13 protein-coding genes are annotated in these 15,876 nt (G+C 41.2%); 1 reads left to right on the forward strand and 12 read right to left on the reverse strand.

What is annotated here, in order from left to right; genetic code table 11:
- Window positions 1–54 precede the first annotated feature (54 nt).
- On the forward strand, window positions 55–507 hold the full coding sequence (locus BCU07_RS11800) for an Lrp/AsnC family transcriptional regulator (protein WP_017062578.1): 453 nt from the start codon (window positions 55–57) through the stop codon (window positions 505–507).
- Window positions 508–536: 29 nt separating this feature from the next.
- Here the strand turns inward: BCU07_RS11800 and tssG are convergent, their stop codons facing one another.
- The 12 genes from tssG to tssI all read right to left on the reverse strand — a co-directional run bounded on the left by tssG (window position 537) and on the right by tssI (window position 15,832).
- Window positions 537–1,535 (reverse strand): type VI secretion system baseplate subunit TssG, encoded by a 999-nt coding sequence (gene tssG / locus BCU07_RS11805; protein WP_029235222.1) that lies wholly within the window; start codon window positions 1,533–1,535, stop codon window positions 537–539.
- Window positions 1,532–3,280: a type VI secretion system baseplate subunit TssF gene (gene tssF / locus BCU07_RS11810; RefSeq protein ID WP_017064523.1), complete on the reverse strand. Its 1,749-nt coding sequence runs from the start codon at window positions 3,278–3,280 to the stop codon at window positions 1,532–1,534. Before tssF ends, tssG begins: the two co-directional genes overlap by 4 nt.
- A 10-nt stretch (window positions 3,281–3,290) precedes the next feature.
- On the reverse strand, window positions 3,291–3,701 hold the full coding sequence (tssE, locus tag BCU07_RS11815) for a type VI secretion system baseplate subunit TssE (protein WP_017064522.1): 411 nt from the start codon (window positions 3,699–3,701) through the stop codon (window positions 3,291–3,293).
- A 60-nt stretch (window positions 3,702–3,761) separates the two neighbouring features.
- A complete protein-coding gene (gene tssC, locus BCU07_RS11820; RefSeq protein WP_017067544.1) occupies window positions 3,762–5,237 on the reverse strand; it encodes a type VI secretion system contractile sheath large subunit in 1,476 nt (491 codons plus the stop codon).
- A gap of 8 nt (window positions 5,238–5,245) precedes the next feature.
- Window positions 5,246–5,752, reverse strand: a complete 507-nt coding sequence (gene tssB / locus BCU07_RS11825) for a type VI secretion system contractile sheath small subunit (RefSeq protein ID WP_017064520.1) — start codon at window positions 5,750–5,752, stop codon at window positions 5,246–5,248.
- A 17-nt stretch (window positions 5,753–5,769) separates the two neighbouring features.
- On the reverse strand, window positions 5,770–7,344 hold the full coding sequence (tssA, locus tag BCU07_RS11830; protein ID WP_029235906.1) for a type VI secretion system protein TssA: 1,575 nt from the start codon (window positions 7,342–7,344) through the stop codon (window positions 5,770–5,772).
- A 1-nt stretch (window position 7,345) separates the two neighbouring features.
- Window positions 7,346–9,337 carry a serine/threonine protein kinase gene (locus BCU07_RS11835; protein WP_102429260.1) on the reverse strand — a complete coding sequence of 664 codons (1,992 nt, stop codon included), beginning with the start codon at window positions 9,335–9,337 and terminating at the stop codon, window positions 7,346–7,348.
- A gap of 667 nt (window positions 9,338–10,004) precedes the next feature.
- Entirely contained in the window at window positions 10,005–10,958 is a 954-nt protein-coding gene (locus BCU07_RS11840; RefSeq protein WP_102429261.1) for a hypothetical protein, read from the reverse strand.
- The gene (locus BCU07_RS11845) at window positions 10,951–11,943 is read right to left on the reverse strand and encodes a DUF2169 domain-containing protein (RefSeq protein ID WP_102333580.1); all 993 of its coding nucleotides are present in this window, start codon (window positions 11,941–11,943) and stop codon (window positions 10,951–10,953) included. Before BCU07_RS11845 ends, BCU07_RS11840 begins: the two co-directional genes overlap by 8 nt.
- On the reverse strand, window positions 11,924–13,243 hold the full coding sequence (locus BCU07_RS11850; protein ID WP_198599073.1) for a hypothetical protein: 1,320 nt from the start codon (window positions 13,241–13,243) through the stop codon (window positions 11,924–11,926). Before BCU07_RS11850 ends, BCU07_RS11845 begins: the two co-directional genes overlap by 20 nt.
- A 25-nt stretch (window positions 13,244–13,268) precedes the next feature.
- Complete coding sequence (locus tag BCU07_RS11855) at window positions 13,269–13,754, reverse strand: hypothetical protein (protein WP_102429262.1); 486 nt, start codon at window positions 13,752–13,754, stop codon at window positions 13,269–13,271.
- Complete coding sequence (tssI, locus tag BCU07_RS11860) at window positions 13,754–15,832, reverse strand: type VI secretion system tip protein VgrG (protein WP_102429263.1); 2,079 nt, start codon at window positions 15,830–15,832, stop codon at window positions 13,754–13,756. Before tssI ends, BCU07_RS11855 begins: the two co-directional genes overlap by 1 nt.
- Window positions 15,833–15,876: the final 44 nt, after the last annotated feature.

The following is a 15,876-nucleotide window of genomic DNA, read 5'->3' on the forward strand; positions in this document are numbered from 1 at the left end:
TACAAATACAAATACAAATACAAATACAATAATAATTCAGAAAAGGCAGAACACATGATGTCCAACATTAGTTTACAAGGCTTAGACAAACTAGATCGTAAAATTCTTTCGAATCTACTCTCCAATGGGCGAGAATCGATTGCTAATCTTTCTCGCAACATCGGCTTGTCGCGAACAGCAGTCGCTGAACGCATCAACAGACTTGAAAAAACCGGTATTATCAAAGGGTATACGGCACAAATAAGAGTAGAAAATGACGGGAGAAAAGCGGCAAGTTATTTGCTAATTTCTTGTGAAAAAGGTAAGAAAAATGATGTAAGTAATGCATTAAAAGAACTACCTGAAGTCAGACTTACAAGCATTGTTGGGGGGACCTACGACATTATTTCTTTGATTGAAGCTCCTGATCTGCAATCAATACACCATTTATGTAATGAGATAGAGTCTTTCAATGGCATTCGCTCTCTCAATACAACAGTAGTGCTACACCAGCCAATCAGTCGTTAAAAATAAAGCCGCTCTTATGAGCGGCTTTTTTAAATGCCTCCAATTACTCTAATCTTCGCATCTTTCGTACCTGCTTGACCCAACCAAAAAGTTTGCCCCAAACTCGTCCCATCACCTTGACCGAGTTGGTTCTTTGGAACTGAGTCTAAATCAACGGTTAGCTTTAAATCCCAAGACATGGGGTCACGAAGAATAAAACGCATCAACCCCACTAAAGTTTTATGGAAATCTCCTCCATAGGAGAACTTTCGGAACGTCTCGAAATCAATGTTATCAATACAAAGATTAAACTTACCGTTTAGATCTGGGATGCTCTTACCTAAATGTAAATTTGAACCCAAAATACAATTCGTTCTATTTAATTGATTCCTTTGGCATTCGGCAATTTTTACTCTTCGAAAGACCCACTCTTCGATTCGAACACTTGGTAATGAAAAATAGTGCGCAACAATGCCAGAAATAAGTTTCGGAGAGCGTGTCCTGGTAGATAGCTGATTGACGTAAGACAAAATCTTTGCACGATCAAGCCCGATCGTATCGGACTCTTGAATAACATTAGACAACCCTGCTAGGTGCAGCATACGCCCAGAAAAGTCATCTGTTGCATCGCTTTGATACTGAACATGATAACGGTACTTTTTCCAAACACGATAGATTAAACTGGTATATCTATTATGAAAGAAATCAAAGAAGTCTCTAACTGGATTATCATCATCATCTCTACCTACTAATTTTTCTGTATAGTTCGCGGGCAAAGGTGAACTTGAACCGTGTAATCCTAAGAAGTTAGTTTCAATTCTCGAATAGTGCTCACCAGACCTTTCCATATGACTGATGAATTCCATATCACTTTTGGGGAAACAGAGGTTTGGTGAGACACTAAACGCAATTCTCTCTTGATAAAAATATTTGTTTTCACCAACCGCTACAAAATCACTGCCCGGTAATAGTTGGTAGTGCTTCTCTAACAACAAAACTGCTTGAAAAAAGCTAAATTCGTTTATTTTTTCTGATAATTCATCAATCATAAGATTGTTTGCTGTCCAGTTAAACTTGCCCATTGGTAGCTTTCGCCACTGCGTTCATCGTAGACTTCTAACTCTGTAAATGAGTTAACACTTGAATATAAGCGTATGAACTCATTCAATACATTTGCCATCAAAAACATGTCCCCTTCATTGACAAAAAAACTAGAGTTCATCTTAAGCTTAAATTGATTACCACGAACGGATACCCCTCTAAACACTCTATCGATAGGTTTCATTTCTGATGAGATAATGCCGTCAAGCCTGTGCAACGAAGCCCTATGAGCCTGCCTATCCACTCTAGAATGGAAGTCATATGTAGACAGTAAAACCTTGAGTACATCAATATTAGAGAGCGATAGATAATTCAATGACATATTAGCAATCAGTTGCCATTGGAGTTCGCCATTCACTTGCGGGCTAACAGATTGCGTAGGTTTAGTAATATTACTAAACGTGGCGTAAGTTGGAGATTTATGTGTGGTATATATGATGTCTCCTACAGACAATCTTTCAGACAAATCTGCATTACTGCACAATAACTTCATCAAAACCGTTTCGGTTCCTAGGTCTGCAATATCCCCATTGTGGGTATGAAAAGATATATAACGCTCAAGCCCTCTTCCACTCACTCGCTCTGAAACTTTTGACTTGTAGAAATCACGTTTATCTCTTTGATTTATTTGGTGTTCAAAGGACTCAAATTCAATAAGAGATTTTCGTCGCCTTTCATTTTTGCTCCAACTTTCTACTTGGTTTATTGAATAAACTTCGTAGTGATCCTGGTTGTCACTCTGTGGCCGAACTTTATACTCATTTCGGCGATGTTCAAGCCGAATTGGATCACCATCTTTTTCGAATAGGTTCACAGCTGGCGTGCAATGTAACCTTAAGTGCTTATCTTTCAGGACAACTTCGGCAGGTAATGCTCTCTTAAAATGGAATTTAAGGTTCACGGTACTTCTTTGTGGTATCCCTTTTAGCCAATCGAGACCCGTAATATCAAAAAACATAAATTTGTCTGGTAAAGAAAAATATTCTTGCAACAAACGATAACCTGCAAATGAATTGTCGCTATATGGCAGTATCGCTTCGTCGTCTTGGTACCCAACCGGTTTAACAAATTCAGGTCCAAGTTTACGTTTATACCCACCGCCCACGTCTAACTCGACGTAGTCTAAGTATCTAAATATCCATAAGAAAAGAATTCTAGTTATATGGATCTCACCATGTAAATGAAACCTTAATTTATCTAACCCGATACGAGATAACTCTAGCCCATGTTCAGTCGCAAGTGTCACATCAACAGATGAGCTTGTTCGACTGTTGCTTTGGTCAATGCTTGTGATTTTTAAGGGGAAAAGCTCTACGTCATAGCAGGTTCTGAATAAACATTGCGTACCTTCCACTTGTTCACTAGCCATCTCAGCCCCGCGCTTTACCACTGTTTTTTCAGTGACACTTCCGGAGTGTGGCGTTAGTTCGCTAATGCATAACGAAGGAATCGAGCGCATGTAATGTGGCCACAACAGCGTCATTAACGACTGAGTGAGCTCTGGGAGTTCATCATCAATCTTTTCTCTAATACGGCCAGTAAGAAACGCAAAACCTTCAAGAAGACGTTCTACATCAGGATCGAATGTTCCTTCAGACAAAAAGTTGGTCAGTTTTGGATTGTACTTGGCAAATTCGCTGCCGGATTCTCGTAGATATGTGAGTTCATCTTGAAAGTATTTACTGTTACTCAATGGGCACCTACTAAACGTTAAATTGGCCGTCAGTTCCCATATAGACATCGATAGACATCGGAACTTTTCCACCGTTGTGTAAGACTTCTCCGCATATGCCAAAGCCTAATTGAAGAGGGTTGTTGTGATTTTCTCGGTAATGTACTTCAACACTTCGTAGCCGAGGTTCGAAGCTTTCTATTGTGGAAGTGATGTTCTTTTGGATGTGACGAACTAAATTGGTGTTGTTCGATAGAACATCATTGAAATCAGGTAAGCCATATTCCCGATCGATCATTGAATTACCCGCATGAGTATTAAGCAAATCAGCAAGGTGCAGATGAATGGATTCAATTAAATGCCTATGTGAAACCACTTTTTCATAACAATTTTTCGGCTCACCAAGTTCAATTCGTTCTAATAATCGGTAACCTTTTTCCATATAACACTCTAAGAAAAAAAGCAGCCAGTAAACCTGGCCGCTTATTTATTTCCAAACTTATTATTGGTCTAGCTTACCAACCAAAGATAAGTCAAAGCTCGCGCCCATGTACTTGAAGTGAGGACGAACAGACATCGATACTTTATACCAACCTGGGTCACCCTCAACGTCAGACACTTCGACTTTAGCCGCTCGTAACGGTCGACGACCACGAACTTCTGCTGGCGGGTTCTCTTGGTCAGATACGTATTGACGGATCCATTTATTTAGCTCAACTTCCAAATCGGTACGCTCTTTCCAAGAACCAATTTGCTCACGTTGAAGTACTTTAATGTAATGAGCTAAGCGGTTAATAATGAACATGTAAGGTAGCTGAGTACCCAACTTGTAGTTCATCTCAGCTTGCTTGCCTTCAGGTGTATTCGCAAACACTTTTGGTTTTTGAACTGAGTTTGCCGAGAAGAACGCTGCGTTATCAGAACCTTTACGCATTGTTAAAGCCATAAAGCCTTCTTCTGCAAGTTCATACTCACGGCGGTCAGAAACCAGAATTTCGGTTGGGATCTTAGTTTCGATCTGACCCATCGCTTCAAAGTTATAAACCGGTAAATCGGTTACCGCACCACCACTTTGCGGGCCAATAATGTTTGGACACCAGCGATATTTTGCAAACGACTCACTGATCTTTGAAGCCATAGCATAAGCTGAGTTACCCCAAAGGTAATTGTCATGGCTGTCCGTAACCATTTCATCGTAGTCAAACGCCTTAATTGGGTTGTCTTCAACTGAGTATGGCGTACGCAGCATAAAACGTGATGTACACAGCCCAACATAACGTGCGTCTTCGTGCTCACGGAATCCGCGCCACTTAGTATACTGAGGACCTTCAAATACCGACTTTAAGTCTTTTAAGTTTGGTAATTCTTCATAAGAATCTAAACCAAAGAATTGAGAAGATGCAGAAGTAATAAATGGTGCATGAGACATAGCACCTACATTACCCATATATTCCATTAGTTTAATATCAGGCGAAGACGCAGATAGTTGGTAATCACAAATAACGGCACCTACAGGCTTACCACCAAATTGACCGTATTCACGAGTATAAATCTGCTTATATAAACCTGATTTCACTACTTCAGGAGCATCTTCAAAATCATCCAGAACTTCGTCTTTCTTAGCCGAAATAAGTTCGATTTGAATGTTTTCACGGAAGTCCGTGTGATCAACAAGATATTTAAGACCACGCCATGTTGATTCAATCGCTTGAACTTCTTCGTTGTGAAGAATTGCATCAACCTGTTTAGACAACTTTTGATCAATCTCAGAGATCATCAAATCAACTAAAGACTGGTCTACTTTTTCTACTGTTGAGCTGCTTAATAACTCACCAATGAATGCTTCAACGCCACGCTTTGCAACGTCAAAACCCTCATCACTAGGTTTAATGCGAGTCTCATTTAAAATGCTATCCAGAAGAGAGCCTGACTCAACTAGAGCTGCTTCTTGTTCTGGTGCTTGTGCTTCTGCCGACATGATCTTCCTTACTCTGCTTTTTCGCCTTGGTCTGCACCAATGCTTAGTTCATCCAAAAGTTTCTTTCTTGCTTCTTCATCTTGAAGAACTGCTGCAATCTTCTTACGGAAAGCAGGTACATTCCCTAGAGGGCCTTTCAATGCAACCAAGGCTTCACGAAGTTCTAGTAAACCATTCAGCTCAGGAACGCTCTTCGCAATCGACTCTGGAGTAAAGTCCTTCATATTTTTGAATGTAATATCAACGCCAATTTGCGCACCTTCTTCATCAGAAAGACGGTTTTCAACATTTGCTTTGATATTCGGTGCGTAACCTTCTAATACTTCGTTAAAGTTATCTTTATCGATATTAATCGGATTACGCTCTTCGATCGGAGTTTCATCTGCACGAGCAGTGAAGTCACCGACAACCATCATACTTAGGGGCAGTTCAACATCATCAGACGCATCGCCTGTTGCTGGAACATAACGTATATTAATTCGCTCTTTCGGAGCCACCGAGCCATCACGTGACATAATTAGTCCTTTCTAGTTTATTGCTGGTCATAAATTGTTTCCCATTCGCTATATCTCACAGGTAAAAAATCCTTAGTTCGATATAGTTCCTTTAGAGTTTTTTGAATTAGATTTTCTAAAGAAAAAAACAAATGGGGTTCCCAAATTGATAGATTTAGTTCCTTAGCCACCGCCCAACTTTGTTCCAAGTAAGGCAAGCACAAAGGGTATAAACCAACACTTTGGTAGGCTTTCACTAACTTTAAGTGCAACATGAATTGTCCACGACCGGAGTTATCCAACTCGAGTTTGTTTGACAGTTCAGCCACATATTTACCCAAGTCACCTAGGGCAATATCCTCCATCTCAGATAGATCATCTTCAGCTACAACAATAGTTTGAATTATTGACGACTTACCCGAAGGACAAGCGTTACCTGTAGACAACCAAGTAATCGTTGCTTCATCCGCAAATGGAATAGAATTTTTGAAAGAGAGGTTCTCAATTCCCTCAAAAGAATCGACAAATCTCTTTGTTTCTTGCTTTACAGCCAACGCAGCTTCGTCATACCCAAGATTGTCTAACATTGAATAAACGAAATAATGCCCAGTCAGCCAAAATGGCGCATCAGTAAGTGTTCGCTCTAAACGCTTGATCGTATCGATATCACTTTCTTGATTTGCTTTATCTCGATATTCCGCCTGCTGGTCTGATGACACAGCGAGGCTAAGAGGCGTTAGATTGTCTTTGTGATCAGGTAAACCATCAACGTCGGCCCATGTCAGGTGACGGTAAATCCGATATCCTAAAGGTTCAGTCGGATTTGAATGCACCATGATCTCAGACACTTTTTTTAACGTACGCTTTGATGCAGCCGGAGATGAAAAATCTGTGTCAACGTCTACAGTGCTGTGCTCTCGAGGTTTACTTCGTTTCTGATTAGGCGTGGTGTGCGTCTTCGGACTGTCAGCTTCGTGGCTTTGTGGAACGATCGCTTTCTCGGACAGTGCAACAACATCAATGAGCGGTTCGGAATCAGCCAAACTGTGTTCAACCAACGTTTCTTCATTTAAAGATGCGTTCTGCATTAGTTGATTCAAATGACTTTTTAATTCGAAAAAGTCTACATCAGAGTCTTGAAATATCTCGTCAAACTGACGCTGGATACCTTCAGTTAGTGTGATACATCGAGATAGAACTTCCCAGTCAAGGGATTCTGCAGACAATTTAGTCGCGACGAGTTTGAATTGATGATTGAGCCACTCAACAGCCCCATCTCTACCTCTTTTACGTTTAGGGTATAACTCATGACCAAAACGACTGATTGAGTCATTGAGCAAAGATAATCCTTCCTCAAGCCCTATCTCGCCTTTGTCCTCTACCAAAGAACGGATCAGATAACAAAGCGCTTTGAGATCCTTACTATGCTGACTTAGCACTTCAATCGAATGGACTTTTACTATATGCCAGTCAACAGTCTCACCAAATAATGAACCAAATTTTTTCACTTCGGCTTCCATCATTTCATAGCAAAACTCGTACCTAGCATCCTCACCAGTTGGTGAGTGTTCAGATATTGGTGCTAATAGCGTTTCAGTATCGATCAGACTCAAGTTAACCTCTGCTTTCAGAATTGTAATTTCTAATTGCTCGCTCGATTGCTATAGCACCTCGCGCTGGTTTAGATAGTTGATGACTTTTGTCTATAGAATCACTTGCCATACTATTAAGAATTTCCGTTATTTCGCTGAATTTCTTAGGGGCATTAGTCTCTAGATCAGCTAACGAGTCGTGAAGTTTCTGTCGGCCAAATACTGATTGTTCAGTTACAGTACTGAACAAGATAAATTCGCTTCTTGCTACTTTTAGAGCTCTTACTTTAGCTTTCAATTTTGGCGTGTTACCAAAAAATGATTGCGCAGCTTCTGCCTCAAGAATTGCTTTGGTGTAATAATGCTGCTTTGCATTTTTCTCTATCGAGGCATCTATTCCGCTGAGCACTTTTCGCGGTAATACATGACTATAAAAGTAGGCTCTTGACTGGTTTACTTTCCAAGCAGTTTCAATATCACTGTCTGCAACATCTGATTTCCCATCTAAGATGAGTTCGACTAAACGCTGTTCTTGATTCCCACCAAAGGCGGCAATATTTTGTGAATTGATGGTCGCCTTATTCAGACTTGCCATCGTTTCCGTCAGCGCTTTATCTGCATAAGGAAATAGAGAGCCGTCACTGTTCAGTTTTTCTCGCAAAACAACGAGATCATGCCGGATCGACATCAGAGTTTTAGGAAGTAGATCGACCGCCCCTTCATATTCATTCAAGTCCGATTCATAGTTTTTATACAACTTAGCTAATTTGCTCTGTTGGACTTCATAAGCTTCTCGGTAAGGAGCTGTCGAGACGACATCTTTTTCCATATCTTGTAACGCGAATTCAATATCCCATGGAGACTGCGCTAAAAAAGACGCGGTTTGTGCAGGTTTAATAGTGCTCACAAGGCTACTTGAACTGCTGGTAGATTTAACAATCGATTTCCATTCAGGCTGACCTTGGTTATATAAATATGTGCCAGTGATAATTACGACACACAGAACCAAACTCGCTTCTAAGTATCGGAGTCGACCACTTTGAATTCTGTCAATAGTTCGATGTTTGGTTAGAACGAGATCAGCATTCCGTAAACTACTAAATAAGGGAGCACTTACATCAGCACCAAATTTTTGGGTATCGATCTTAGCTAGTTGCTGCGCAAACGAAGTCGCTGTATACCTGTGCTGTCGAGGGTTGTTGACAACATCTTTAATTAACTTCCATACATGGTTAGGGATTAAACCTGGTCGTTTTTTTGCTTGTAATTGAGTTGTCCAAGCATCACCAAATGCAGCACCAAGAAATAGATGCCCAGTTAATAACGCCAATGAATAGACGTCATCTTGAGGTTGAGCCACGCCAGACTTTATAAATGCAGGAGACGCATAGCTCATGCTTGCTTCAGCGTAAGTATTAGATTCACCAACATAACGAGCAGCACCAAAGTCGATCAACTTTACATAATCGGACTCTGTAACAATAATGTTTGAAGGTTTAATATCTAAATGGCAGACACCTCTCGTGTGCATAAACTCAAGCGCACCAGACAATTGATATATCAGCCACGCAATATGGTCATGCCTAAAACCTTTAGGAGTATGACGAGCCATTTTTTCAGCCAAAGATTCGCCCTGAATCCACTGATACATAAAGTATGGTCGATCGAACTCTTTGCCTATTTTAATGAAATCAGCAACACTCGGATGTTGAGACATCTCAAGACGACTGGCTTCATTAATGATTAATTCATTCGCAAGTTCAGATGAACCTTCATTTAGAACCTTACAGCAAACCTGTTTTTCAGGGTTCCCTTTCTTGGCCAGGTGATAAACAGTCGTTTTGCCATTTTTTGAAGGTAATGTATCTAACACGTCAAATTGGGAGAAAATCACATACTCTAGCTTGGGCCTATTTTTATTAGCCATATTCTGAGCTTGCTGATTTTTCTTTTCGATCGCTTTCACAACCAACTTATCTAGATAACCTTTGGCTGTCCCTTGCTTTTCTGGCACGCTAAACTCTTTATCAAACGAAATAAATTAATGCTGGATAATAATTACTGTCCAATACCCTTTTCAATAGCAGTATTTAAAACCATCGGTAAGACTATTAATTCAGTTATTATTACTAAACAACCGAACATTACGACAAACGCTTTAACTAACTATTTTTGGCTAAAAATTAGAGTACTTATCCACGTAAATAACGAACTAAACATACATTGTTAACTGAGTCACATTTTTAGTTCATTCTAATAAAAACGAATTGTTCGTTTATCTGAGTAATGTTCAGAAATAATATTGATTATCTCTATAATTGGAATAGGTGTTTGGGAAGTGGATTCACCAAATAGGAATTAGGAATAGTTCGATATCAAGTGAGTATGGTAAAGCACTGAAATACTGCTCACTTATCATAAAACCATCAAGCCCCGCTCCTAAGCTTGAGTTCGTCATTGGAATGTACAACGCTATACTTAATTACGATGATAAAAATACACATCAGTTTCATCAAGGTGTTACAAATTTAGAGATAGAGCGGTGCAGCAACTAAAGCGGCTTGATGAATAAGGTGGATCTAAATAAACGCTAAGACTAACTTTGTCTACTGAATCGCCTTTCAGATAATTGTCGTGTGATAATGATTATAATATAAGCGTTTCGTATCACGGCTATGCAGTCAGGTCTGTTTCATACAAGTGAGTTGGAGCAACGCCCTTTCTCCTTTAACATCAAACATTAACAGGGTTACAGGGCTATTATGCGTTACCTCTTGGATAGTGCAGGCCATTAATGCCAATGCAGAACAACTACCCAATGTACCCCATAAATCATTAATTAAAGTGGGCTGCTGTGGGTTATCAAAACATTCGGCGCGTGCACCTAACGCGAACCCATAATCTTCAGTATGAGACCTCAGATTAGTCATATCAGAGAATACAGGCCCAAAACTCTTGATATTGCGACTCGCATTCCTGACGAGCTTCATTACTGACCTTCGCGTTGTATTTGCAGGTTCTACTTCGAAATAACCTAACTTTGCTTTGGGTTTAAGCTTTAACGTTTGCACCAAGTTATTCCGACATAACAGTAAACCCGCCCCGCCCTCACTCGGTATTATGCCCCATGGATTAGTTGAACTCATGACATCTCCAGCTTCGATTAAGTCACTGAGAGCATCAACAAGTGAATCTACTGAGATACTCATTATTGCATCGAATTGGTTCAACTTAGCTAATGATGTGGTCAAGTATGATGGTCCACTTTGTTGAACCACTTCATAACGTGATATTGAATCACAATGCTTACATTCACTTAACCACTGACTCATCTCCACAGCAGAAATAGAGCCCGGTACATTGACGAGTAACGGAATAGGCTTTAATGATGTAGGTAACTGCTTTAAAAGAGAGTCGATCAAGCTCTCAATAAGCACCGAACACTTGTCAAACAATGATGTACTGGAAATGTATTCAATACTAGCGTACGTGAATCTTTCTATCCCATCACCGGCCACTTGCTGATCGAACCTTCCCAAATCCGCTTTGGCAACTGTTGTGGCAATATCAAGATTCATGCCCGTTGGTGTCATGGCTTCCATACCAATAACGAATCGTGCTGAATTGTTATTCATTATCCGACAACTCCTGTTTTTTATGGATCTTCGTTGACACTAAAAGATGCTCCTCGCCTTGACATGGAAAGGCAGCGCTGTAACTGATTGAAAGTATGCGAGCCTCTGTATCAATGAAAACCGTAGAAATAGGCATATCTACTTGATAGTTGGCATTTTTAAATTGAGCTTCTGCTACATACATCTCTTTGGGGAAACGGAAAGAGAGTGCATCATTATGGCAAAAGCCACTCATCATCAATCGTTCACCGCCAGATATGAAGCCTTTGCATTGTTGGTCTAGTGGCGCACTCTGATAAAAACGCTGGTCAAAGTCTACGGGATAAAGAGGTTTCCTATTCTCTAGCCAATCGTCATCAAAAGTGCCAGCATATTGCTGACGAGCCCCGAAAAATGGGGCTAACGGGCCAAATCCAGCAACCCGTGTATTCTTGGGTGTCGCACTCCAATCTTCCGTAGGATAAAAAACCGAAGGAACCTTCTGTTTCAATAGTTCCCCTTTAGTATCAGCAATACCTCCGCCGAGCCGGTTTCTTAAATCGCCTCCGATAGCACAGGAGAAGTCCATCTCTTTTTCCACAAATGGGAGTGGTTTACTTAGCGTTACGCTACCTCCGTGCTCAATCCATTGCCTATCACCAAGTACCGATATGGTTTTGTCGATATGGCCATCAATCAAAAGCCGACACTCATGGTACGTAACTGCCTTTTTCGCGTAGCTTCGGGCCTTACCGAAAATCAGTACATCTGTGTTGGTTTTAACAACTGAGAACTCTTGGTCAGCTTTCATCGCGGAAAGCCCTGCTTCACCCAGATAGACAGGATCGTCATAGATCTCTGCCTCTTCTTGCTCCTTCCAAACAGAACCTACGAGTTGCCATGAGCGTTTTCCAACGACAACCCACACCTCATTGCCATTATGGTCCCGTTGAAAACGGCCTTTGATTGAAAGTTCTGGATGGTTCTCAATATCCCACAACTGCATTATTATTCCTTAGATTAAACCTTTCTGAGGCTGTTGAATTCTGAGTTAGTCGCGTGATATTCCACTCTTGTTGATGAACTGGCATAGCCATATCCCAAGGGATGTATGAGCGAGTATGGAGGCAAACCTGACGCCAAATCCAAACCCTAAAAGCAGCACTGACTTGAGTATCGAACATGGCTTGGATACTGGTTTCTAGAGTCAAAGGTTGTCCCAATCGACCCGGTGACGCTTGTCTGTAGGCACCAATTTCGACCCATTCTTTTAGCTTTTCGAGTATTTCGTGCCACTCAAAGTCTATCCCCAAATTTTTTGGTGTCACTGGTAAACGTTTCCCATAGACAATGTAAAGCGCTTGGATCCAATCTTCACCTTCGAACTCGTCAAGGCTAGATACTAATTCAACTATTTTCGGAACATGTTCATTCAGACCGTGTAATACAAAATCGAACGGAGCCTGTACACTACTCAGATTAAAGCTCTCAAACTCTTTGAGCTCCAAAAGTTTGGCAAAAGTGACCACTTCGGGATCAGATACACTATCGATTGAGGTACCAAATTCATTACGAAACCATGTCCCTCTATCCTCTTTCGCAAGTAATCGCTCAAACAAGTTCTGACTGCTATTTGAGTTTTCAGCTAACCAGTCAACGCTTTCTGCATCGTTTTGTAACGATAAAAACAAATGTGTTTTATGCTCAGAAAACCGCTTGTCTTTAAGCCAACGTTTTAGCAGACCAACTGTGACAGTTTGGCGTAACTGTAAGCACTCCAAGAAAAGCAGGGGCAGTTTACAACCACCTTCAACCATTTCGATTACCACAGAGTCGATACCTGATAATGATGACTGAACAACTAGCAATTTTGCGGTTTGGTAATCCAAATCATCAAGTATCGATAAACCACAAAGTAGGTTTTCTTGCTCTTGTCCAATCTCAGAATTCAACATGAGCCAAGCATAAATGGTTGGTTCGCTCTGCTTTAATTGATGAATCAATCCCGGAGCCAATCGATAGAAAGACAAATAAACATTTTTTAGGTCTTCAATCTGACGCTCAGCCAGCGCTAAATACTCCAGTTTAACGCTTGGGTATCCCCTTTTATGTACTTGTAAGCGTTGCTTTAACAAGAAACCGAATGTCTCCGAAGCCAGTGACAGCTTTTCATTACACATATCCAGCCATTTGATAGGAAGCTCGTTCAATAAAGTGAGCGTAATTTCCGCATTAGCGATGGCCAGTTCCACATCTTCATTAGTAATCGGCTGGTTTAGTTGATCTATACCTATTTTTTGACGCATCCGGGAATCCAATCTAGTAACACGATCAATTGATCGCAATGGTGCCGCCTTGAATTTTTTGAGCCTTCTCAGCTTGAGAAGTCACATATTTGGCTTTGGTGGTAATTCGGCCATCACGGCCGCTGTAACGAGTCTCTGTTTCGCCACTTCTCACAATTAACTCTTGTTCCGTTTCAATAACCATTTTCTTTGCTCTCAGTACAAACTCATCCGAATCATCGAGAATAGAGAAAAAGATATCTGTGACTAAGGGAAGGTTAAAGTCGTTATTTAGAAACTCGATACGACATGAAAGGTTGTTATCAACAGCAAGTTGCAACTCGGCTAATTTAAACCCTCGCCCCAACCTCGCATTAATTGGCTGCAGCAACGGGTTTCCTTCGAAATCGACGCGAACACCACTCTTAGTTTCGTTAATCGATACAATTGTTCCAAAACGCGAAAAGCAAGCCGTTGATTCGGCTTGCTGTTCCGTGATGGTTTGTATAATTGGGGTTTGTTTTTCCATCATTAATTGATCGCTACGTTTCCACCTTTGATTACAACTTTATCGCTTCCTTCGATAGTTATTGAGGAACCTGACAACTTGATTGAGCCGTCACTATTCATCACTAATGAAGACCCACCCGTCTTCAGTACTATCTTGTCACCGCTTATGATCTGGGTCGCACCATCGGCTTTGTATGAAGTGTTTCCTTTAACAGAGACCGTTAAGTTGCCACCAACCGTCTGGTTGTCATCGGCCCCTATATCAGAACTTTTTGATGCACCTACCGTTAAATTGCTGTTTTCACCCACATCCAAATCATCATTCTTACCAATCTTGGTAATTTGATTGTCTCCAATTTCTAAGTCAGAGTTGTTCTTAACATATTGAGTTTCATTAGCGTTGTAAGTAACGGATACATCTTGTTCGACAGTTTCAGTAAACGTGCTGTTAACTTGGGTGGTCTTGTGCCCGTCAATGGTCTCTTTGTGATCACCGTGAACATCATTTGTCTGATGGCGTGCAACCTTTAAGAACTCATCTTGACCTATATCGCGATAGCGGTTATTTAAAACCTTGGTCGACATATCCTTTTGCGCATGGATGTAAACTTCTTCTTGGTTCGCTTCGTCTTCAAAGCTCAACTCGTTATAGCCTGTCCCTTTATGCGTTTGCGTTCTAAAAGTTGTCCGCGTTTTGTTCTCTGGTAACGAATATGGAGGATAATGAAGTCCGTTATAAACTGCGCCAGTAACTAAAGGCCTATCAGGGTCTCCCTCTAGGAAGGTAACAACCACCTCATGGCCGATGCGAGGTAGGTATACCGCCCCCCAAGTCGGTGCAGCCATTGATTGGCTAACTCGAATCCAACAACTCGAATGCTCATCGCTCTCGCCATAACGGTCCCAATGGAACTGGACTTTGATTCGCCCAAGCTTATCGGTATAGATCTCTTCACCTGCAGGCCCCACGACAACCGCTGTTTGCGTACCTTCAACCAAAGGAGCTTCAAGTTTTGGAGCTCTAAACTCAACATGTCTAGGAATACACGCGAACTGATTATGATATGTAGTTGGCAGACCATTAGTTTCGTCTTCATGCACCTGAGGGTCATGACCACTATGCATCACCGACAGCATGAGGTAATCGCGGTTAATTGCCGAACGTGGATGCTCACTGATACTAAAACTGTATCCAGACGCCAGTCTCATGACATTACTGGTCGCCTCTACTTGCTGATTATCTACAACGTGCTCTGACATCCATTCATTTGATCTTACTTGCCCCATTGCTGGGTCAACGTAACGTCCTGGAAAATCGAATAATTTCAAATCTAAATCGAGTTCGCCGGAGCTGCTCATTTCCTGAGGGATCTTCGGAAACTCATAGTTATAATCAGTGTAAGTAACGTGGCCAGTTTTTACTCTATTCACGAGTTCAAGGTCAGAGATATGCTCGCGGTCTGCAACACCGCCACCATCCGCATGATAAACAATAGGGCCTAAATAAGATCCGTTTAGTGGCGTGCTCAATAACTCAGCGATTGCATCATTACTGTCGACAATAACCATTGTGTGGTTAGCTTCTGTATGTTCGAAGTAGTACCACATGCCGTGTTCTGCCAAAATTCGTTGAACAAATTCAAGGTCAGTCTCTCGATATTGCAACACGTATTCTTTTGAAGGGTATACACCAGATAGTTCTAATCGATAATCAGTTACTGACGCATCATCTAAAACTTCAGAAATGATCGCTGACGCTGATTTTTGTTGAAAAATACGGCAGTCTTGTCTTTGGCTCAAAAACCAAGCTTGTGGAACAAGAGTCAATTGGTAACGAGAGAATCTCCTGCCCGATCCAAGGTAACGCACCTCATTAACCACGCCGTGAAAGCATCTCGCAGAACTGACACCTTGGCCGTATAGAGTCAAACTACCTGGTTTACGGATGAGTGCGTCAAATGAGATATCAGGATCAAGTGAAAGTAATGATAGGCTGATTTGAAAAGGCTTTGAAAGCTCTTCGATTACCTGAAAGCTCTCCACACGAAAATCATGCGAGGAGCCTTGCAGTTCAAACTTAAATTCTACGTCATTCACCATATCTTTTACCTGATACTAATAATAGAAATAGGGCCAACAGTAGT

Origin of the sequence: Vibrio sp. 10N.261.54.E10 (assembly GCF_002877735.2) — a bacterium.
Lineage (GTDB): Bacteria > Pseudomonadota > Gammaproteobacteria > Enterobacterales > Vibrionaceae > Vibrio > Vibrio crassostreae_C.